20 protein-coding genes and 1 tRNA gene are annotated in these 18994 nt (G+C 68.3%); 4 read left to right on the top strand and 17 right to left on the bottom strand.

Features of this window, described 5'->3' with window-relative positions; translation table 11 throughout:
• Positions 1 to 93: 93 nt before the first annotated feature.
• Complete coding sequence (gene trxA, locus ODR01_RS03255; RefSeq protein ID WP_316976151.1) at positions 94 to 411, top strand: thioredoxin TrxA; 318 nt, start codon at positions 94 to 96, stop codon at positions 409 to 411.
• A gap of 69 nt (positions 412 to 480) precedes the next feature.
• On the opposite strand, the gene ODR01_RS03250 is transcribed toward trxA, so the two are convergent.
• From ODR01_RS03250 to aroA, 13 genes are all read right to left on the bottom strand, one after another.
• Positions 481 to 1002 (bottom strand): GNAT family N-acetyltransferase, encoded by a 522-nt coding sequence (locus ODR01_RS03250; protein WP_316976150.1) that lies wholly within the window; start codon positions 1000 to 1002, stop codon positions 481 to 483.
• 20 nt (positions 1003 to 1022) lie between these two features.
• The gene (locus tag ODR01_RS03245) at positions 1023 to 2345 is read right to left on the bottom strand and encodes a bifunctional folylpolyglutamate synthase/dihydrofolate synthase (RefSeq protein ID WP_316976149.1); all 1323 of its coding nucleotides are present in this window, start codon (positions 2343 to 2345) and stop codon (positions 1023 to 1025) included.
• A complete protein-coding gene (gene accD / locus ODR01_RS03240; protein ID WP_316976148.1) occupies positions 2296 to 3279 on the bottom strand; it encodes an acetyl-CoA carboxylase, carboxyltransferase subunit beta in 984 nt (327 codons plus the stop codon). The genes ODR01_RS03245 and accD overlap by 50 nt, the downstream gene beginning before the upstream one ends.
• A complete protein-coding gene (gene trpA, locus ODR01_RS03235) occupies positions 3276 to 4124 on the bottom strand; it encodes a tryptophan synthase subunit alpha (protein ID WP_316976147.1) in 849 nt (282 codons plus the stop codon). Before trpA ends, accD begins: the two co-directional genes overlap by 4 nt.
• Positions 4121 to 5332, bottom strand: a complete 1212-nt coding sequence (gene trpB / locus ODR01_RS03230) for a tryptophan synthase subunit beta (RefSeq protein ID WP_316976146.1) — start codon at positions 5330 to 5332, stop codon at positions 4121 to 4123. The genes trpA and trpB overlap by 4 nt, the downstream gene beginning before the upstream one ends.
• Positions 5333 to 5472: 140 nt before the next feature.
• The gene (locus ODR01_RS03225) at positions 5473 to 6114 is read right to left on the bottom strand and encodes a phosphoribosylanthranilate isomerase (RefSeq protein WP_316976145.1); all 642 of its coding nucleotides are present in this window, start codon (positions 6112 to 6114) and stop codon (positions 5473 to 5475) included.
• Positions 6114 to 6824 carry an orotidine-5'-phosphate decarboxylase gene (gene pyrF, locus ODR01_RS03220; RefSeq protein ID WP_316976144.1) on the bottom strand — a complete coding sequence of 237 codons (711 nt, stop codon included), beginning with the start codon at positions 6822 to 6824 and terminating at the stop codon, positions 6114 to 6116. The genes ODR01_RS03225 and pyrF overlap by 1 nt, the downstream gene beginning before the upstream one ends.
• 25 nt (positions 6825 to 6849) lie before the next feature.
• Entirely contained in the window at positions 6850 to 7197 is a 348-nt protein-coding gene (locus tag ODR01_RS03215) for a lipopolysaccharide assembly protein LapA domain-containing protein (RefSeq protein WP_316976143.1), read from the bottom strand.
• Positions 7198 to 7246: 49 nt separating this feature from the next.
• A complete protein-coding gene (locus tag ODR01_RS03210; RefSeq protein WP_316976142.1) occupies positions 7247 to 7525 on the bottom strand; it encodes an integration host factor subunit beta in 279 nt (92 codons plus the stop codon).
• 57 nt (positions 7526 to 7582) lie between these two features.
• A complete protein-coding gene (gene sppA, locus ODR01_RS03205) occupies positions 7583 to 8494 on the bottom strand; it encodes a signal peptide peptidase SppA (RefSeq protein WP_316976141.1) in 912 nt (303 codons plus the stop codon).
• Between the two features lie 102 nt (positions 8495 to 8596).
• Positions 8597 to 10555, bottom strand: coding sequence for a 30S ribosomal protein S1 (gene rpsA, locus ODR01_RS03200; protein WP_316976140.1), 1959 nt, complete (start codon positions 10553 to 10555; stop codon positions 8597 to 8599).
• A gap of 153 nt (positions 10556 to 10708) precedes the next feature.
• The gene (gene cmk / locus ODR01_RS03195; RefSeq protein WP_316976139.1) at positions 10709 to 11350 is read right to left on the bottom strand and encodes a (d)CMP kinase; all 642 of its coding nucleotides are present in this window, start codon (positions 11348 to 11350) and stop codon (positions 10709 to 10711) included.
• Positions 11347 to 12696 carry a 3-phosphoshikimate 1-carboxyvinyltransferase gene (gene aroA / locus ODR01_RS03190; RefSeq protein ID WP_316976138.1) on the bottom strand — a complete coding sequence of 450 codons (1350 nt, stop codon included), beginning with the start codon at positions 12694 to 12696 and terminating at the stop codon, positions 11347 to 11349. Before aroA ends, cmk begins: the two co-directional genes overlap by 4 nt.
• Before the next feature lie 185 nt (positions 12697 to 12881).
• Between aroA and ODR01_RS03185 the strand changes: the two genes are divergently transcribed.
• The gene (locus ODR01_RS03185; RefSeq protein WP_316976137.1) at positions 12882 to 13322 is read left to right on the top strand and encodes a TIGR02300 family protein; all 441 of its coding nucleotides are present in this window, start codon (positions 12882 to 12884) and stop codon (positions 13320 to 13322) included.
• A gap of 109 nt (positions 13323 to 13431) precedes the next feature.
• Positions 13432 to 13507, top strand: a tRNA-Ala gene (locus ODR01_RS03180).
• Positions 13508 to 13592: 85 nt separating this feature from the next.
• Here ODR01_RS03180 and ODR01_RS03175 read toward each other — a convergent pair.
• From ODR01_RS03175 to ODR01_RS03165, 3 genes are all read right to left on the bottom strand, one after another.
• Positions 13593 to 15371: a TRAP transporter permease gene (locus ODR01_RS03175; RefSeq protein WP_316976136.1), complete on the bottom strand. Its 1779-nt coding sequence runs from the start codon at positions 15369 to 15371 to the stop codon at positions 13593 to 13595.
• Between the two features lie 37 nt (positions 15372 to 15408).
• Positions 15409 to 16353: a TAXI family TRAP transporter solute-binding subunit gene (locus ODR01_RS03170; protein ID WP_316976135.1), complete on the bottom strand. Its 945-nt coding sequence runs from the start codon at positions 16351 to 16353 to the stop codon at positions 15409 to 15411.
• Positions 16354 to 16478: 125 nt separating this feature from the next.
• On the bottom strand, positions 16479 to 17423 hold the full coding sequence (locus tag ODR01_RS03165) for a phosphoglycerate dehydrogenase (protein ID WP_316976134.1): 945 nt from the start codon (positions 17421 to 17423) through the stop codon (positions 16479 to 16481).
• A gap of 175 nt (positions 17424 to 17598) precedes the next feature.
• Between ODR01_RS03165 and ODR01_RS03160 the strand changes: the two genes are divergently transcribed.
• Entirely contained in the window at positions 17599 to 18504 is a 906-nt protein-coding gene (locus tag ODR01_RS03160; RefSeq protein WP_316976213.1) for a DUF1194 domain-containing protein, read from the top strand.
• Here the strand turns inward: ODR01_RS03160 and ODR01_RS03155 are convergent.
• Positions 18501 to 18932, bottom strand: a complete 432-nt coding sequence (locus ODR01_RS03155; protein WP_316976133.1) for an NUDIX hydrolase — start codon at positions 18930 to 18932, stop codon at positions 18501 to 18503. The genes ODR01_RS03160 and ODR01_RS03155 overlap by 4 nt on opposite strands.
• Between the last annotated feature and the right edge of the window lie 62 nt (positions 18933 to 18994).

Here is an 18994-nt window from a genome sequence, read left to right as displayed (position 1 = left end):
TCTCTAGATTCAGGGCCGGGCGAACCTCGGGCGGGGCAAGGTTCGCAGGGGGACAATACAAGAAGTTCGAGAACTCCTGATGGGAATGGATAGATGCCAAAGAACGTGACCGACGGTTCGTTTAAGACCGATGTCCTGCAGTCGTCGAAGCCGGTTCTGGTGGACTTTTGGGCGGAATGGTGCGGTCCGTGCAAGCAGATCGCCCCCTCGCTGGAGGAGTTGTCCACCGAGATGAGCGACCGCATGACCGTCGCCAAGATCAATATCGATCAGAACCCGGCGACGCCCTCGCACTATGGGGTGCGCGGGATCCCCACCCTGATGATCTTCAAGGACGGCCAAGTCGCCGGCACCAAGGTCGGCGCCCTGCCCAAGAGCAAGCTGGTGGAATGGGTCGAGTCGGTCATCTGACGGCTCCCCTTCCTGCAAGCAAGTCCGAAGCCCCGCCATCCGGCGGGGCTTCGCGTTTGCGGGCGAATCTTAGGGTTTCGGCTGACCGGTCAGATCGAGGACGTGGCGAAAAACCGCGCGCTGGCCGCCGCGCAGGGGATAGTTGCGGGTGATCCGGCCCATGTTCTTGAAGCCGTTTTTTTCGAGCACGCGGGCCGAGGCCGGATTGCTGGGAAAGGTGCAGGCCTCGAGCGCGCCGACGCCGACGGCCTTAGCATGGCGGACCGCCTCGCGGACCGCCTCGGTGGCGAACCCGTTGCCCCAGAACGGGCGGCCGATGCCATAGCCCATCTCGATGCGATCCAGCACCTCGCCAAAGCCGATGGCCCCGACGAATACCCCGTCGCCGGCCCGGCAGATGGCGAAGCCGTGCGAATCGCGCATCCTTCTGGCGATCCATTTCCCGGCCTCTTCGACGGTGCACGGATCGGGCAGGGTGGCGGTCATGGCGATGGCATCGCTGTCCTCGCCGAACAGGCGGGCGAAATGCCGGGCGTCGGTCGGTTCCAGCGGCCGCAGGTGCAGGCGGCGCGTGATCAGCGTTATCGTCATCGGATGCAATGGGTCTCCGCTCAGGCGTTGTCCCGAAGGACCGTTCCGGCAAGATATAGGGAACCGCAGATGAGAATGCGCCCCGGGCGCGCATCGGCCTCGACCAGCTGGCGGATCGCCGCCTCGACGGAAGGCGCCGCCGCCGCCGCGATGGCCACCGATGAGGCGGCCCCGGCCGCCTGCTCGGCCGCCAGCGAATTGGCCTCGCCGGGAATGGCGACGGCGCGCAGCCGGGTCACCGCCGGGGCCAGCGGCTTCAGATAGCCGATCGGGTCCTTGGTGGTGAGCATGCCGAATACCAGGTGCAGCGGGCGGTCCCGCCAGTGGCGGAAATGCTCGGCCAGCACGCGGCCGGCCCCCGGATTGTGGCCGCCGTCCAGCCACAGTTCCCAGCCCTCGGGCAGCAAGGCGGGGAGCGACCCCTTCGTCAGGCGTTGCAGGCGGGCCGGCCATTCGACGGCGCCGAGGCCGGCGGCGATGGCCGCCTCGGGGATGGAAAATCCCGCCATCCGTCGGGCGCAGGCTACCGCCAGCCCGGCGTTATGCACCTGGTGCTTGCCGGGCAACCCGGGGCGGGGCAACGCCAGCGAACGGTCGCCCTCGCAGAAGAGCACCCCCTCGCCGCGGCCGAGCACGAACCAGTCCGCCCCCTCTTTCACCAGCGGCGTACCCAGCGCCGCGGCCCGCCGTTCCAGCACGCGGGCCACCTTGCGGCCCTGCGCCGCCGTCAGGCAGGGAACGCCGGCCTTCATGATGCCGGCCTTCTCGGCGGCGATCTGCTCGAGGGTGTCGCCCAGATACTGCATGTGGTCCATGGAAATCGGGGTGATGACGCTAAGCAGCGGCCGGGGTACCAGGTTGGTGGCATCCAGGCGGCCGCCGAGGCCGGTTTCCAGCAGGGTGACATCGGCCGGCGTGCGGGCGAAGGCCAGCATGGCGGCGGCCGTTGTGATCTCGAAGAAGGTGACCGGCGCGCCCGCGTTGACCGCCTCGCACTCCTCCAGCAACGCCGTCAGGCGGTCGTCATCGATCAGCCGCCCGGCCACGCGAATGCGCTCGTTGAAGCGCACCAGATGCGGCGAGATGTAGGCGTGCACCCGATAGCCCGCCGTCTCCAGGATCGCCCGCAGGAAGGCGATGACCGAGCCCTTGCCGTTGGTGCCGGCAACGTGGACGACGGGCGGCAGCCGCTCGTGCGGGCGGCCGAGCCGATCCAGCAGCGCCTCGACGCGGTCGAGGGAAAGATCGATAAGCTTGGGATGCAGCCGCGTCAGACGATCGAGGACGGGGTCGCTACTCAGCCGACGTTTCCTTTTCCTTGTTGGCCTTAGCCTTGGCGGCAAAGGCCTTGGCGACCGCCGTGCGGGCCGGCTTGGCCGGGGCGGCCGCCTCCTCGGCGTCGCCCAGCGTCACCAGTTCCCCCGGCGGGCGGCGGTTGCGCAGCAGGTCGACGATGCGGATCAGGGTGGCGCGCAGCTCGTGGCGGTTGACCACGATGTCGACCATGCCGTGATCGTAGAGGTATTCGGCCCGCTGGAAGCCCTCGGGCAGCTTGGCGCGGATGGTCTGCTCGATGACCCGGGCGCCGGCGAAGCCGATGACCGCGCCGGGCTCGGCCACGGTAATATCGCCCAGCATGGCGAAGGAGGCCGAAACGCCGCCGGTGGTCGGATCGGTCAGCACCACCAGATAGGGCAGGCCGGCCTCGCGCACGTCCTCGACGGCCAGCGTGGTGCGCACCATCTGCATCAGGGACAGGATGCCTTCCTGCATGCGGGCGCCGCCCGAGGCCGGGACCACGATGAGCGGGGCGTCCTGCACCACGGCGAGGCGGGCCGCCGCCAGCAGGCCCTCGCCGACGGCGATGCCCATGGAGCCGCCCATGAAATCGAAGTTGAAGGCGGCGATGACCACGTTCATGCCGCCCATCTTGCCATGCGCCACGGAAAGTGCGTCCTGGGTGCCGTTCTTGCTGCGGGCGTCGCGCAGCCGCTCGGCATAGCGCTTGCTGTCGCGAAAGCGCAGCGGGTCATTGACCGCTTCCGGCAGCTCGATGATCTGATAGGCGCCATCGTCGAACAGCATCTTGAGGCGCTCGGTGACCGAGAGCCGCATGTGGTGGCCGCAATGCGGGCAGACCCGAAGATTGGCGGCGAGATCGCGATGGAAGATCATCTGCTCGCACTTCGGGCACTTGTGCCAGAGGTTCTCGGGGATCTCCCGCTGGCCGACCAGCTCGCGCAGTTTCGGACGAACCCAGTTCTTCAGCCAGTTCATCGCGCGTCCTCCCGAACGCGGCCGGCGGCGACGCCACCGGCCAGTTCGCTCACCATACCCAAAACGGCCGTGACCAGCCCCGGTTCCGCAACCCCGGCGGCATTCAGGTTCGCGGCCAGGCAATTGACCAGGGCCGAGCCGACCACCGCGGCATCGGCCACCGCCGCCACCTCGGCGGCCTGCGCGGCCGTCTTGATGCCGAAGCCGACGGCGATCGGCAGGTCTGTGTGGCGCCTGAGGCGGGCCATGGCGGCGCCGATATTGGCGACCGAGGCCGAGGCGGTGCCGGTGATGCCGGTGATCGACACGTAGTAGACGAAGCCGCTGGCCCTCTCCAACACGCGCGGCAGCCGCACGTCGTCGGTGGTCGGCGCCGTCAGGAAGATGAAGTTCAGCCCCGCCTTGCGGGCGGGCAGGCACAGGTCCGCCTCTTCCTCCGGCGGCAAGTCGACGATGATCAGGCCGTCGACGCCGGCCTTCCGGGCCGCCGCCAGGAAACGCTCGACGCCGAAGGCATAGATGGGGTTGAAGTAGCCCATCAGGATGATCGGCGTGGCGTCGTCGCCGCGCCGGAAATCGGCCACCAGGCGCAGAGTCTTTTCCAGCGTCATGCCGGCCGCCAGTGCGCGGAGCGAGCTGTTCTGGATGGCCGGGCCGTCGGCCATCGGGTCGCTGAACGGCATGCCCAATTCGATGAGGTCGGCGCCCGCCGCCGGCAGACCTTTCAGGATTTCCGCCGACACCCGGGGATCGGGGTCGCCCGCCGTCAGGAAGGTGACGAGGCCGGCCCGCCCCTTGGCCTTGAGATCGGCGAACCGCCGCTCGATTCGGGTAGCGCCGCTCATAGCGTGGTCCCTTCCAGCCGGGCGATGGTGTCGAGATCCTTGTCGCCGCGCCCGCTCATGTTGACGACCAGCAGGTTGTCGGGCCCCAGGGTGGGCGCCAGCTTGACGGCATGGGCGACGGCGTGGGCCGATTCCAGCGCCGGGATGATGCCCTCCAGCCGGGTGCATTGATGGAAGGCGGCGACGGCCTCGGCATCGGTGATGGAAACGTATTCGACGCGCCCGACGTCGTGCAGCCAGGCGTGCTCGGGACCAATCCCGGGATAGTCGAGGCCGGCCGACACCGAATGGGCCTCCTCGATCTGGCCGTCGGCGTCCTGCAGCAGGTAGGTGCGGTTGCCGTGCAGCACGCCGGGCCTGCCCGCCGCCAGGCTGGCGGCGTGCTTGCCGGTGGCGATGCCTTCTCCGGCCGCCTCGACGGCGACGATGCGAACGGTTGGCTCGTCGAGAAAGGGATGGAAGAGACCCATGGAATTGGAGCCGCCGCCGATGCAGGCCAAAAGGGTGTCGGGCAGCCGGCCCTCGGCCTCCCGCATCTGCTGGCGCACTTCTTCGCCGATCACCGACTGGAAATCGCGCACCATCGATGGATAGGGGTGCGGCCCGGCGGTGGTGCCGATCAGATAGTAGGTGTCCTCGACATTGGCGACCCAGTCGCGCAGCGCCTCGTTCATGGCGTCCTTCAGCGTCGCCGAGCCCGAGGTGACGGGGCGCACCTCGGCCCCCAGCATCTTCATGCGAAAGACGTTGGGCGCCTGGCGCTCGATGTCGGTCTTGCCCATGTAGACGACGCACGGAAGGTTGAACAGCGCGCAGACGGTGGCGGTGGCGACGCCGTGCTGGCCGGCCCCGGTTTCGGCGATGATGCGCCGCTTGCCCATGCGGCGGGCCAACAGCGCCTGGCCGACGCAGTTGTTGATCTTGTGCGCCCCGGTGTGGTTGAGGTCCTCGCGCTTCAGATAGATGCGGGCGCCGCCGAACTCGGCGGTCATCCGTTCCGCGAAGTAGAGCGGGCTCGGCCTTCCCACGTAGGTCTTGAAATAGCCGTCCATCTCGGCGGCGAAGGTGGGGTCGGCCTTGGCCGCCTCGTAGGCGCGCTCGACCTCGAGGATGAGCGGCATCAGCGTCTCGGCGACGTAGCGGCCGCCGTAGATGCCGAAATGCCCGTGCTCGTTGGGCCCGCCGCGATAGGTGTTCGGCTTATCCATGCTGTCCATCGTGCGTTGATCCGGGTGGTCCTCGGGAATGGGCGAAACCGGCCCCTCCCGCGGGCCGGTAATAAACCACAAAGTCGCGGCAAAACGGAGTTCTTTGTTTCGCCGCCGGCGGCGAGGCCGACACGGTTCGTTCAGCAGCGCCCCGCCGCTTGCAGAAATTCCTGGATTTTCAGCACGTTCTTGACCCCCGGCTGGTCTTCGACCCCCGAGGACACGTCGACCGCCCCGGCCCCGCTCTGGCGCACCGCCTCGGCCAGGTTGGCGGCGGTCAGGCCGCCAGCCAGCATCCACGGCCGTCGCCACGTCGCGGCGGCCAGCAGGCGCCAGTCGAAGGAAAGGGCGTTGCCGCCCGGACGGTCGGCCCCGGCCGGCGGCCGGGCGTCGAACAGCAGCATGTCGGCCACTTCTTCGTAGGTCCGCGCGGCGGCCACGTCGTCCGGCCCGGCGATGGGCAATGCCTTGATCACCGGCAGGCCGAAACGGCGGCGCACCTCGGCCACCCGCTCGGGGCTTTCGCGGCCGTGCAGTTGCAGGCGATCGATGCGGGCATGAGCAACAATATCGGCGAGCGCGGCGTCGTCGGCATCGACCGTCAGGCCGACCCGGACGATGTCGCCGTTGGCGTATCCCCCCAGTTCGGCGGCCACGGCCGGCTTGACGAAGCGTGGCGACGGCGGAAAGAAGACGAAGCCGATGTAGCGGGCGCCGCCCGCCGCGGCCGCTTTGACAGCCTCGGGCGTGCTCAGCCCGCAGATCTTGACGTCGACACCCATCACGAGCGGCCGATCTCGTCGGCGATGCGCCGCGCCGCCTCGGCGGGGTCGGCGGCGCCGGTGATCGGCCGGCCGATGACCAGGAAGTCGGCGCCCAGCGCCATGGCCTCGCCGGGCGTGACGATGCGCCGCTGGTCGTCGGCGGCGGCCCAGGCCGGACGGATGCCCGGCACCACCAGCTTGAAGCCGGCGCCGCAGGCGCCGCGCAGGGCGACGATTTCCTTGGCCGAGCAGACGACGCCGTCGAGGCCGCATTCCTGGGCCAGGCGGGCCAGGCGGACCACCTGCTCGGTGGTCTTGCCGGCGACCCCCATCGCCGCCAGATCGTCGTCGGTGAGCGAGGTCAGCACGGTGACGCCCAGCACCAGCGGGCGCGATGGCCCGGCCTCGGCGGCGGCCGCGGCGGCGGCGCGCATCATGGCGGGGCCGCCGGCGGCGTGGACGTCGAGCATGAAGGGATGCAGCGGCAACGCGGCCCGCACCGCGGCGGCCACCGTGTTGGGGATGTCGTGGAACTTGAGGTCGAGGAACAGCGGCAAGCCGGCGGCGTCGATCACCCGGCGCGCGCCCTGCGGGCCGTTGGCGGTGAAGAACTCCTTGCCCAGCTTGAGGCCGCCGACCAGCCCGCCGAGGTCGGCCGCCAGGTCTGCCGCCCGCCCGGGATCGGTGGTATCGACGGCGACGAAGATGCGATTGGTCGGACGGGGCATGTCGATCCCTCGCTGGGAAGCCAAATCAGGCGGAATCCAGCCGCGCCGGCACCGCCGGCCCGGCCGCCGGCTCATCGCCGGCGATGTCGCCCAGCCGCTGGCGCAGGGTGGAAAGTTCCTGCTCGGCGGCGGCGGCGCGCCGGGCGTTGGCCCGCGCGCGGTGACGGGCGCGGCCGCCGGACAGCCAGGCGATGAGGCCGCCCACCACCACGCCGCCGACCAGGCTGGCCAGCACGACGGCGAACAGCGGCGCCTCGACGGAGAACGGCACCGGCCACAGGTCGACCGTGACGGCGGCCCGGTTGTTGACCGCGAAACTGATCACCGCCAGCGCCACTGGCACCATGATGATCCAGGAGAGCAGCCTCGACACGGAGCGTCCTTTCAAGCTTCGGCGGATGGGCGCCCGCCGGAAGGGCCGGTCAGGTATTCAGAATCTGACGCAGCTGCTTGCCGGTCTTGAAGTAGGGAATGTACTTGGCCGGCACGTCGACGGAATCGCCGGTGCGCGGATTGCGGCCGAGGCGCGAGCCCCGCTCCTTGACCGAAAAGGCGCCGAACCCGCGCAATTCCACCCGATCGCCGTCGGCCAGGGCCGCCGTGATCTCGTCGAAAATGGTGGTGACGATCCGCTCGATGTCCCGGTGGTACAGATGCGGGTTGGCCTCGGCAAGGCGCGCGATCAACTCCGACTTCGTCATACCGCAAATCCTTTTCTGGTGCGTCCCCCGGCGGAGCGAGAAGGCGACTCCGCCCGCCTAGCGCCCCTCAGGGTGCCAAACCGAAACCAGCCCGTCAAGTCTAAGTCTTTCAGAAAACACGCTTTTTCCAACCGACGCATCGAGAAGTTCGCGCCACCATCCGTCCTCGCGGGCGATTTCGACGGGGCGCACCGGCAACCCCTCGGCGATGCCCTTGGCCTCGGTCAGCCACTGGCGGGCCTCGGCCTCGCCGCCCAGGTCGTCGACAAGGCCATTGGCCTTGGCCTGCCGGCCGGTGAAGACCCGGCCGTCGGCCAGGCCGAGAACCCGCTCGCGGGCCATTTCGCGGCGTTCCACCACCATGTCGACGAACAGCTCGAAGATGTCGGCTACCACCACGCGCGTCGCCTCGCGGGCCGCCGGGCTGAACGGCTCGAAGGGATTGGGCTGGGCCTTGAGCGGCGCGCTTTTGATGATCTCGGGCCTGATGCCCAGCTTGTCGAGCAGCCCGGTGATGTCGGCCGACTGCATGATGACGCCGATGGACCCGGTGACCGAGCCGGCCCTGGCGAAGACGCGATCGGCCCCGATCGCCGCCATGTAGCCGGCCGAGGTGGCGAGATCGCCCATGACCGCCACTACCGGTTTGGCGGCGGCCACCTCGCGCAGGCCGCGGAACAGCGATTCGCCGCCGACCACGCTGCCGCCCGGGCTGTCGATGTAGACGATCAGGGCCTTGGCGTCGCCGTCCCCGGCAACGGCCGCGAGCGCGTCGGTGCGGGCAGCGTCGTCGAGGATGATACCCTCGACGGTCAGCTTGGCCACGTAGCCGCCCGACACCCCGTCGGCGTAGCGACCGGCCACGGCGGCGATGAAGGCGACGATGGCGACGATCGCCGCCAGCCGCCAAAAGGTCAGGCGTCGCTTGAGGCGACGCCTGTCGATCAAACGGTCGGCATCCAGGGACATTCGACCTCCGTTGCCACCGGGGCGGTCCCGGTCGGGCACCGCCGTCGAACTGTCGTCGGAACCGGCGGGCGGCGGCCCTTCGCCACCGCCCGCACGTTCCCGTTACTCTTCGGCCGCGGGCTCGGCTTCGTCCGATTCGGCCTTGGCCTTCTTCGCCCTGGTCTTCTTGGGCTTCGGCTCGGCCTCGGCCTCGACCGCAGCTTCCGCCGCCGCCTCAGCGACCTCCTCGGCCTTGGGCTCCTCGGCCGTGGGTTCCTCGGCCTTGGGCTCCTCGGACTTGGCGGAGGCCTTCTTCTTGGCGCCGCTCTTGCGCTCGGCCTCGGCCTTCTGCTTGCGCTCGGCCTCTTCGCGCTTCTGCTGGATCGCCGCGCCGAGAATGTCGCCCAGGCTGGCCCCGGCATCGGACGAGCCGTATTCGGCCATCGCCCGCTTCTCTTCCTGGATCTCCAGGGCCTTGATCGACAACCCGAGGCGACGTCCGCCGTGGTCGATCTGGGTGATCTTGGCGTCGACCTTCTCGTCCGCCGCGAAGCGGTCGGGCCGCTGCTCGCTGCGGTCGCGCGACAGGTCGGCCTTGCGGATGAAGCCGGTCATGCCGGAATCGCCGACCTTGACCTCGATGCCGGCGTCCTGAACGGCGATGACCGTGCAGGTGACGACGTCGCCCCGCTTGAGACCGACGACGCCCGACTCGAACGGATCGCTGGTCAGCTGCTTGACGCCCAGGCTGATGCGTTCCTTCTCGACGTCGACGTCAAGCACCTTGGCCTGCACCTTGTCGCCCTTCTTGTAATCGGCCAGGGCTTTTTCGCCCGGCTTTTCCCAGGACAGGTCGGAAAGGTGGGCCATGCCGTCGATCTCGCCGGGCAGGCCGATGAACAGGCCGAACTCGGTGATGTTCTTGACCTCGCCCTCGACCAGGGAGCCGGCCGGATGGGCGGCCGCAAAGGCGTCCCACGGGTTGGTCAGGCACTGCTTGAGGCCCAGGCTGATGCGCCGCTTCTCGGGGTCGGCATCCAGCACCATGACCTCGACTTCCTGGCTGGTCGAGACGATCTTGCCGGGGTGCACGTTCTTCTTGGTCCAGCTCATTTCGGAGACGTGGACCAGACCCTCGACACCCGGCTCCAGTTCGACGAAGGCGCCGTAGTCGGTGATGTTGGTGACGCGGCCGGTGAACTTGCTGCCCGGCTGGTACTTGGCCTGCACGCCCTCCCACGGATCGGCGTCGAGCTGCTTCATGCCGAGCGAGATGCGCTGGGTTTCGGCATTGAAGCGGATGACCTGCACCTTGACCGTCTGGCCGATCTGCAGGGCTTCGCTCGGATGGTTGATGCGGCGCCACGCGATGTCGGTGACGTGCAGCAGGCCATCCACCCCGCCCAGATCGACGAAGGCGCCGTAATCGGTGATGTTCTTCACCACGCCGTCGAGAACCTGGCCTTCCTTGAGGTTGGCCACCAGCTCGGCGCGGGCCTCGGCGCGGGCTTCCTCGAGCACGGCGCGGCGCGACACCACGATGTTCGAGCGGTTGCGCTCCATCTTGAGGATCTGGAAGGGTTGCGGCGTGCCCATCAGGGGCGCGATGTCGCGAACCGGACGGATGTCGACCTGGCTGCCCGGCAGGAACGCCACGGCGCCCGACAGGTCGACGGTGAAGCCGCCCTTGACCCGGCGGAAGATGACGCCGTTGACGCGGCGGCCATCGGTGAAGGCCTTTTCGAGTTCGGTCCACGCCTCTTCGCGGCGGGCCTTCTCGCGGCTCAGGCGGACGACGCCGTCGCGATCCTCGTAGCGTTCGACGAAGACGTCGACCTTGCTGCCGGCCTTGAGGTCGAACTCCTGGCCGGGAGAGGCGAATTCTTTGGCCGGCACCCGGCCTTCCGATTTGAGGCCGACGTCGATCAGCACCATGTCGTTGTCGACGCCGATGACCGTCCCGGTGACGACTCGGCCCTCGAAGCCTTCCGGCCCCATGGCCTCGTCAAGCAGATCGGCGAAATTCTCTTTCAGGCCGGACTCGATTCCCTCGCCCGGCAGGTTTGCGCTTTCAGCAACCATCAAAGTGATAATCCTTTCCTACTCTTCCATTATCCTGGCCGGCCGGTTGTATCCGGCGGTCTTTCACCATTTGAGTGACTTGAACGTTTCACGGCGTCCCAACGCGGAACGCCCTAGATCGGCAACGCGACTCCATTGCGATGATGTGGGGTTTTATCGGCGATTGCCCCGCGCCTTGACGAAAGCGAGCGCCTCTGCGAACACGGCGTCCGGATCGAGCGCGCTCGTATCGAGGACGAACGCATCCTTGGCCGGTTCCAATGGTGCCACCGCGCGGCTTGCGTCGCGGCTATCCCGCTCCTTCATCTCCTGGAGAACGCGGCTATGTATAGCTTCGAGCCCGCGCGCCCGCAACTCTTTAAGACGCCGCTCGGCGCGAACTTCGATCGAGGCGGTGACGAACAGCTTGGCGTCGGCGTCGGGGCACACCACGGTGCCGATGTCGCGGCCGTCGAGAACGGCGCCGCCGGCGGCGCCCGGCGGATGGGCGGCGAAGGTGCGCTGGAAGTCGAGCAGGGCGGCCCTGACCGCGGGAATGGCGCCCACCTTCGAGGCGGCGGAAGCGGCTGCGTCGCTGCGCAGATCGGCCGCCTCGAGCTCGCCGGCCGCGAGATTGCGGGCGGCCTCGGCGGCGGCCTCGGCGTCGGCGGCGTCGCCGCCGGCGCGCACCACCTTCATGCCGACCGCCCGATAGAGCAGGCCGGTATCCAGCAGGGCGTATCCCAGATGGTCGGCCAGGCGGCGGGCGAGCGTGCCCTTGCCCGAGGCGGCGGGGCCGTCGATGGCAATGATCATGGCCTGCTTCCTTCCGTCGCGATGCGCGCGCCGAGGCCGTTCATCAGGTCGACGAAGCCGGGGAAACTGGTGGCGATCGGGCCGGCGTCGTCGACGCCGACAGGCTCTTCGCTCAAAAGCCCCAGCACCAGGAAGGCCATGGCGATGCGGTGATCGAGGTCGACGGCCACCCGGGCCCCGCCCCTGGGCGGCCGGCCGGTGCCGTGAATGACCAGCGAATCGGCGGTTTCCTCGACTTTGACCCCGCAGGCGGCGAGCCCGCGGGCGATGGCGGCCAAACGGTCGCTTTCCTTGACCCGCAATTCGCCCACGCCGAAAAGGCGGGTGGCGCCCTCGGCGCAGGCGGCGGCGATGGCCAGGACGGGGTATTCGTCGATCATCGTCGGCGCGCGCTCGGCCGGCACGTCGACGCCCTTAAGCCGGCCGCCAGCGACCTTCAGGTCGGCCACCGGCTCGCCCGCCTCGGTGCGGACGTCGGTGAGGCTGATGGCGGCGCCCATTTCCTCAAGGGTGGCGATGAGGCCGGTGCGCAGCGGATTGATGCCGACGCCCGTAAGCGTCAGGGCCGAGCCCTCGATAAGGGCGGCGCCGACCAGCGGGAAGGCCGCCGAGGAAATGTCGCCGGGCACGCGCACGCGGGCAGCCGCCAGTTCAGGCTGGCCGGAGAGCGAAACGGCCCGGGCGCCGTCGCCGGCGTCCTCGATTCGCAGGCGGGCGCCGAAATGCCTGAGCATCAGTTCGGTATGATCGCGGGTCGGCCGGCCCTCGATGACGGTGGTGGTGCCCGGCGCGTTGAGGCCGGCCAGCAGCACCGCCGATTTCACCTGGGCCGAGGCCACGGGCGAGCGATAGGTCACCGGCAGCGGGTCGACGGCGCCGACGATGGCCGCCGGGAAGCGGCCGCCGGCGCGCGTCACGAAGCGGGCGCCGAAGGCGGCCAGGGGTTCGGTGACGCGGCGCATCGGCCGCCGGCACAACGAGGCGTCGCCGGTCATGAAGGTGGTGAAGGGATGGGTGGCCAGAATGCCCATGAGCAGCCGGGCCCCGGTCCCCGAATTGCCCATGTCGAGCACGCGGTCGGGCTCGGCCAAGCCGCCGACGCCGCGCCCCGCGACCCGCCAGACGCCGTCGTCGTCACGCCGGGCGGCGGCGCCCAGAGCCGATACCGCCGCCGCCGTGCCAAGCACGTCTTCGGCTTCCAGCAGCCCCTCGATCGCGGTTTCGCCGACGGCGAGCGCGCCCAGCATCAGCGCCCGATGCGACACCGATTTGTCGCCGGGGACGGCGATGCGGCCGGAAAGGCCGGCCGCCTTGCGGGAAATCAGCGAACTCAAGGGGCGGACCATCCCTGATCTGGCGGTTGCAGGCACCGCCCGGAAGGGGCGGGGACCTGTCTCTAGCACATCTTCCTCCCACTGGGGTAGAGGCCCGCTGAGGCCTCGACAGCGGTGGCCGGCGGGGGGAAAATCCGCAGAGAGACTTTTTCGGTTTTGACAGGGGCTTTTTTTCATGGCAATTGGCACCCAAGTGAGTGCGACCGATTACCAGGAGGTTCCGCGTGGCTAAACCGGAATGGGGAATGAAGCGATTCTGCCAGAATTGCGGCGCCCGCTTCTATGACATGCGTCGCGATCCCCCGACATGTCCCAAGTGCGGCACACCGTTCACGCCGCGCGCGGTCGTCCGGCCGCGACGGGGCGTCCCGGTGCCCGCCGTCAGCAAGGCCCCGGCCCCGGCGGTGGTGGAGGACGATCTGGCGCCAGGCGTCGAGGTGCCGGCCTTCGAGGACGACGCCATCGAGGAGGTCGAGGAGGAGGTGTTGGACGACGCCGACGCCGGGATCGAGCCGTTGAAGGCCGAAGCCGAAGAAGACGCCCTGCTGGAGGATGCCTCCGAGTTGGGCGAGGACGACGACGACATGTCGGAAGTGATGGATCACGTCAACGACACGGACGCCGTAGACAGAAGTTGATTCCGCCACTGTTTTTCGCTTGCCCTGCGGGGGGTTCCCTTCTATTTTGCGGCCCCCGACGCCAAGGTCGAGCCGCAAGGCGGGCCGCTGGCAGATGGGCATCCCAGATGGGGCCGTAGCTCAGTTGGGAGAGCGCTTGAATGGCATTCAAGAGGTCGTCGGTTCGATTCCGTCCGGCTCCACCAAATTTTAAAAGACCCGGCCGATGCTTCGGCCGGGTCTTTTGATTCCGGATCGGGCGGTTCGACGGACCGCCGCCGAACGAGCCGATCACCCCACCCCGCCCACGAAAATCACCGCGGCGCCCAGGGCGAAATACAATGGGGCCGCCCACAACCGCCGGCCATGCCCGGCAACAGCGGCGCTCATCAACCAGATGCCGGCCCCGATCTTGACCATGGCCAGCAGCGCCAGCGGCAGGCTGATTTCGGGATGGATCAAGGCCGGGTTGACGATAAAGGCAAGGGGGACGACGTAGAGCCCCAATCCCAACCGCATGGCGCGATTGGCCACCGCCACCCATGGCGCGTCGGCCATCGCCGCGGCGATGAACACGGTGCCGCAGACCGGCGGCGTAATGGTCGAGAGCAGGGCGTACCAGAAGATGAAAAGGTGGGCGTGCAACGCCGGCAGCCCCAGGTTCTGCAGGGCCGGCCCCGCAACCGATACGCAGATGACGTAGGCGGCGGTCGTCGGCACCTCCATGCCGAGAATCAGACAGGCAATGGCCGTGAGGAGCAGGGCGATCCACAGCGTGCCGCCCGACAACGCGATGATCACCGAAGTCACCTTGACGCCGAGACCGGTCATGTTGAGGACGCCGATCACCAAACCCGCGCAGATGATGATGGCGGCAACCGTGGCAATCTGCCGTGCGGCGTCAAGGACCGCCGTCCGGAGTTCCCGCCACCAGCGGCCGAGGGAAACGCGGCCGGTCCGATCCGCCGCCAGCAATAGCATGGAGATGCCGGTGGCGATTGCCGCGGCATACTGCGCCGTGTAGCCGGTGAAAAACAGGATCGCCAAGAGCGCGCCAAACGGCGCCAGGAAGAAGGGCGCCGTCCGGATGACGTCACCCCATGGCGGGGTTTCTTCGGGCGCCATGCCGCGCAGACCATGGCCCTTGGCGAAATGGTCGACCCCGACCCATGTCGCCCAGAAGAAAAGAATCGACGGCAAGATAGCCGCGGTCATGACGTCGACGTAGGTGATCCGCAGCATTTCGACCATCAGGAAGGCGCCGGCCCCCATCAGCGGCGGCATGATCTGGCCGCCCGACGAGGCGACAGCCTCGACCGCGGCGGCAAAGGCCGGCGGATAGCCGAGCTTCTTCATCGCCGGAAGGGTCACCGCGCCGGTCGAGGCCACGTTGGCCGACGCCGAGCCCGAGATCGACCCGAACATCGCCGACGACAAGACCGCGACCTTGGCCGGCCCGGCCCGCATCCGTCCGGCCAACCGGATTGCCAGCAGCATGAAACCGGGCCCACCTTCGGACGCGCTGACGAAAGCCCCGAGAATGACGAAGACGGCGACAACGTTGACGGAAATGCCCGTCAGTTCCCCCCACAGCCCGCCACCCGCCACCACCAGGGTGCCGAGGAAGCTGTCGAGCGGCATGCCAGGATGGCCGAACTGGCCGGGAATCAGATGACCGAAAAGACCATAGGCGAGGGCCAGCAGGGCGACACTGGGCAATGCCGCCTTGATGCGGCGGCGCGCCATTTCGAGAACGACGACGATCAGGGCGATGGCCAACCCGTACTGGAAAGGTCCTTCCAGGGAACCGTACTGGTCCACCAGCATATCCCGGTTCCAGGCGATCCAAATGGAGGCCGCCATGCCGACGGTGCAAAGCACGTAACCGAACCAGCGGCGCAACGGGCCGCCCTCGGCACCGATGACGAATACCCACGGCAACGCCAGCGCCAAATGCAGGGGCCGGGTCACCAGATTGGGCAGCAGCCCCGAAAAGATCAGGTACAGGTGAAAGACGACCGAAGTTGCGGCCAGAGCAAAGACCGCCCCTGACGTCAGCAATCGGGACATGGACGGCCTCTGCGCCTGGCTTTGCGTGCGACGAGAGCTACTTGAGGGATGCCGGGACGGGGATCCCCGCTTCGGCATAATACTTCAGCGCACCCGGATGGAGTTTGCCGGCCAATGCGCCGATCATGTCGGCCTTCACGCCGTGCCACCACGAATTCATCTTGGTCATGGCGTCAAGCTGGGTCCAAAACGTCTTGGTCAACGTATAGGCCGTGGCGTCGTCCATGGCGGTCGTCGCATAGGTCCCGACCGGCATGGAAATGGTGGTCACGTCGGTGTCGACGCCTTTGTAGGTGCCGGCCGGAATCACCAGTTTGGTGCCGGATACCTTGGCAAGCTGCGCCTCGCTCAGGCTCAACAGGCGGATATCGACGCTCGCCCCCGCCTCCTGCACGTTCGGCGCCGGCCACGAGCCGGCGGTGGCGAAACCGTCGATCTGACGGTTCTTCAGGGCCGGGACGGCCGAGTTGAGCTCGACGTCGACAAATTTCACCTTGCCTTCCAGGCCCAGGGCCTTGAACACCGCCTCGGTCTGGCGAGCGCCGAAGCTGCCCTTGCCGATGATGAACGACTTGCCCTCCAGATCGGCGAAATCCTTGATACCGGTGTCGGCGCGCACCACCCAGTGCATGGTCAGGGATGGAACGGGAAACAGGGCCCGGATGGATTTGTAGGCCTCGTCGGCGGAAAACGGCTTCTTTCCTTCCAGGGCGCTGTCGATCAGGCCGGGCGGGGTGGTGAAGACGTAGTTGCCCTTCCGTTTGGCCGCCTCGCGCACATTCTGCTCGGACCCCTGGCTCTCCTCGACGGTCACGATCATCGCACCGCCGGAACCCGCCTTGACCGATTCGGCGACCTGGACCGCCATCTGATAATACGACGACGCGGTCTTGGCCGACTTGTAGGTAACCCGCGTCTCCGCCTGGGCGGACGGCGCCAAAGCCACGGTCGCCACCACGATTGCCGACATCCAGTACTTCATGCCTTCGATCCTCCCCTTTTTGCAGTCGGCACGGAGCACCTCCCCAAGTACGGCCGTGCGACGGAGGAAATTATCACAGAGCTTCCGCGCGACGATAGCCGGGAAACGGCCGCCCATACGCTTCCTCAGATATTCCCGGTTGCCGGATCGGGCACGGCGTTGTCCGCAAGGCCAGCAATGGCACCGCGGCCCATGGCCAGAATGGCCTCTTCCGCGCTGCCGCCGATGTGCGGTGTCGCCAGGAAGTTGGGCAGCGCCAGCAGATCGGCATCGGTTGGCGGTTCCGTCGCAAAGGCATCGCACGCCGCCGCCGCCAGGCGGCCACCGCTCAGGGCCTCCCTGAGAGCAGATTCGTCGACGATGCCGCCGCGCGCCGTATTGACCAGCACCGCGTCCGGCCGCATCAGCGCCAGCCGCCCGGCATCGATCATGCCCCGCGTCGTGGCGTCGAGCGGCACGTGCAGGGACACCACGTCCGCGGTTTTCAGCAGATCCTCCAGCTCAACCGCCTCGACCCCATGAGCCGCGTAGAAAGCGGGGTAATCGCGGATGTCGTGGGCCAGAACCCGGCAACCGAAGGGGACCAGCAGGCGGACCACCTCTTTGCCGATGTGGCCGCAGCCGACGATGCCGACCGTGCGGCCGCTGAGGTGGCGGCCGATCCGCCGCCGCCATAGGCCGCCGCGGACATCCCGGCTCGCCGCCGGCACTTGTCGCAGAAGGCTTATGAAGAAAGACAGGGCCAGTTCGGCCACCGACAGCCGGTTCACGCCGCCCGTCCAGCCCAGCCGCACGCCGTGGCGGGCCATCGCGCCCAAATCGATGGTATCGAGCCCGACGCCCCATTTCGAAACGACCGTCAGTTCCGGCACCGCCGTGAACACGGCATCGTTCATCGCCTGGGCCCCGACGATCGCGCCCTGATGCCCCTTGAGAAAACCGATCAGGGCATCGCCCGCCAACACCCGGCCGCCTTCATTGAGGGTGGCATCGGGATACAGGGCGAGAAGTTCAGCCTTGAGGACGGGATGCCGGCCGAAGGCCGGTTCGCAGACGGCAATTCGCATCATCGCAGGGACGTTTCCTTTTTTTGGTGGCGCGGCGCGATCATAGGCCGCAGCAAAGACGGATTCCAGGGCGGCCCGGGATGACCGGCCGTATAGCCCCCCTTTTCGAAAGGCTCAGGCGAGGCCATCTGAAGGAAACGCGTTTCCGTCGAATGCAGGGAATATCGCAGTGCGTCGCATGCTGTTGGTGGGCTCGGTCGTCACGGCCTCGCTGGTGGCCGTCGCGGTACCGGGTGATGATGTCCGGGCCGACGTGGCGGTGGACCTGGAACTGGTTCTGGCGGTCGACGTCTCGGGAAGCGTCGATAGCGAGGAGGCGCTTCTTCAGCGGGAAGGCTATCTCGGCGCGCTCACCCATCCCGACGTCATCCGCGCCATCAAGGGGGGCTATCGCGGCGCCATCGCCGTCAGCTACGTCGAGTGGGCCGGCATCGGCCACCGCACGGTGGTCGCCGGCTGGGCCGAGGTGCGCGACGCCGAAAGCGCCCAGGGCCTGGTCGACAGGATCGGCCGGACGCCGGTCACGCGGGGAATGTATACCTCGATCAGCCACGCCATCGACTTCGCGGTACCGATGTTCGCCGGCAACGGCTTCGAGGGCGCCCGCCGGGTCATCGACATTTCGGGCGACGGCGCCAACAACGAGGGCCGGCTGGTGTCGCTGGCCCGCGACGCCGCGGTGGCGGCGCACATCACCGTCAACGGCCTTCCCATCATCAACGACCGCGCCAATCCGTTCGGCCAGCGGCAGATCCCCGACCTCGACCTCTACTACCGCTACTGCGTCATCGGCGGGCCGGGCGCCTTCATGGTGGTGGCCGAGGGGTTCGGCTCCTTCGCCGAGGCGGTCCGCCGCAAACTGGTTTCCGAGATCGCCGGCATCGCGCCGGCCGGCGGCACTCTCGTCGTGCGGGCGCCGGCGGAACCGGCAAGGCCGCGCGTCCTGCGGGCCGCGGCCACGGCGCCTTTCGCCCCGACCCTGCCGGCGGCGGGCTTCCTGCGGGCGGCGTCGCGCCAGCCGCCGCCCTGCGACATCGGCGAGCAATCGCTCGAACAGCGCCGCCGCAACTTCAACGAAAACTAGGCACCGGCGGCCAATGTCTCGCCCAGCCGGCGGATCAGGTCGCTGGCTCCCGGGTCGTCGGCCAGGCCGGCGGCCTCGGCCAGCGGCAGCCAGCGGCGGGTGCGTTCGGCCCGCTCGGGCCAATCGTCCAGTACCTCCTCGACCGTCATGGCGAACACCTCGACGGTGCAGATCCCTTCCCATTTCGCGTAGGCGAACGAGCCCACGCTCGGCTCCGCCAGCCGGCCCTTGACGCCCGCTTCCTCGAAGGCCTCGTTGGCGGCCGAGGCGACGGCGTCCAGCCCCGGCTCGACGACCCCCTTGGGAAGAATCCAGCGCTTGCGGGTGCGCGAGGTGATCAGCAACACCTCGGGCCCATCGGCGCCGTACCGGTAGGGGATGACGCCGGACTGGCGGTAGTACCATGGGGGAGGGGGCGAATCGCGCATCGGGTCCCGGCGGCCAAATCGAGGAAAAGCAAAGAACGAGGCGGCGCATCATGCCCCCTCGC

Origin of the sequence: Shumkonia mesophila (genome assembly GCF_026163695.1) — a bacterium.
Classification (GTDB): domain Bacteria; phylum Pseudomonadota; class Alphaproteobacteria; order Rhodospirillales; family Shumkoniaceae; genus Shumkonia; species Shumkonia mesophila.
Note: the sequence above shows the minus strand (reverse complement) of the source record. Positions and strands in the feature narration are given on the sequence as shown.

Coding starts and splice junctions, on each gene's coding strand:
- rpsA (WP_316976140.1), bottom strand. CDS start 10,555: ATGGTTGCTGAAAGCGCAAACCTGCCGGGCGAGGGAATCGAGTCCGGC.
- ODR01_RS03155 (WP_316976133.1), bottom strand. CDS start 18,932: ATGCGCGATTCGCCCCCTCCCCCATGGTACTACCGCCAGTCCGGCGTC.
- cmk (WP_316976139.1), bottom strand. CDS start 11,350: ATGATCATTGCCATCGACGGCCCCGCCGCCTCGGGCAAGGGCACGCTC.
- ODR01_RS03210 (WP_316976142.1), bottom strand. CDS start 7,525: ATGACGAAGTCGGAGTTGATCGCGCGCCTTGCCGAGGCCAACCCGCAT.
- trpB (WP_316976146.1), bottom strand. CDS start 5,332: ATGGATAAGCCGAACACCTATCGCGGCGGGCCCAACGAGCACGGGCAT.
- ODR01_RS03170 (WP_316976135.1), bottom strand. CDS start 16,353: ATGAAGTACTGGATGTCGGCAATCGTGGTGGCGACCGTGGCTTTGGCG.
- ODR01_RS03225 (WP_316976145.1), bottom strand. CDS start 6,114: ATGGGTGTCGACGTCAAGATCTGCGGGCTGAGCACGCCCGAGGCTGTC.
- ODR01_RS03175 (WP_316976136.1), bottom strand. CDS start 15,371: ATGTCCCGATTGCTGACGTCAGGGGCGGTCTTTGCTCTGGCCGCAACT.
- accD (WP_316976148.1), bottom strand. CDS start 3,279: ATGAACTGGCTGAAGAACTGGGTTCGTCCGAAACTGCGCGAGCTGGTC.
- aroA (WP_316976138.1), bottom strand. CDS start 12,696: ATGGTCCGCCCCTTGAGTTCGCTGATTTCCCGCAAGGCGGCCGGCCTT.
- trpA (WP_316976147.1), bottom strand. CDS start 4,124: ATGAGCGGCGCTACCCGAATCGAGCGGCGGTTCGCCGATCTCAAGGCC.
- trxA (WP_316976151.1), top strand. CDS start 94: ATGCCAAAGAACGTGACCGACGGTTCGTTTAAGACCGATGTCCTGCAG.
- ODR01_RS03160 (WP_316976213.1), top strand. CDS start 17,599: ATGCTGTTGGTGGGCTCGGTCGTCACGGCCTCGCTGGTGGCCGTCGCG.
- pyrF (WP_316976144.1), bottom strand. CDS start 6,824: ATGCCCCGTCCGACCAATCGCATCTTCGTCGCCGTCGATACCACCGAT.
- sppA (WP_316976141.1), bottom strand. CDS start 8,494: ATGTCCCTGGATGCCGACCGTTTGATCGACAGGCGTCGCCTCAAGCGA.
- ODR01_RS03165 (WP_316976134.1), bottom strand. CDS start 17,423: ATGATGCGAATTGCCGTCTGCGAACCGGCCTTCGGCCGGCATCCCGTC.
- ODR01_RS03250 (WP_316976150.1), bottom strand. CDS start 1,002: ATGACGATAACGCTGATCACGCGCCGCCTGCACCTGCGGCCGCTGGAA.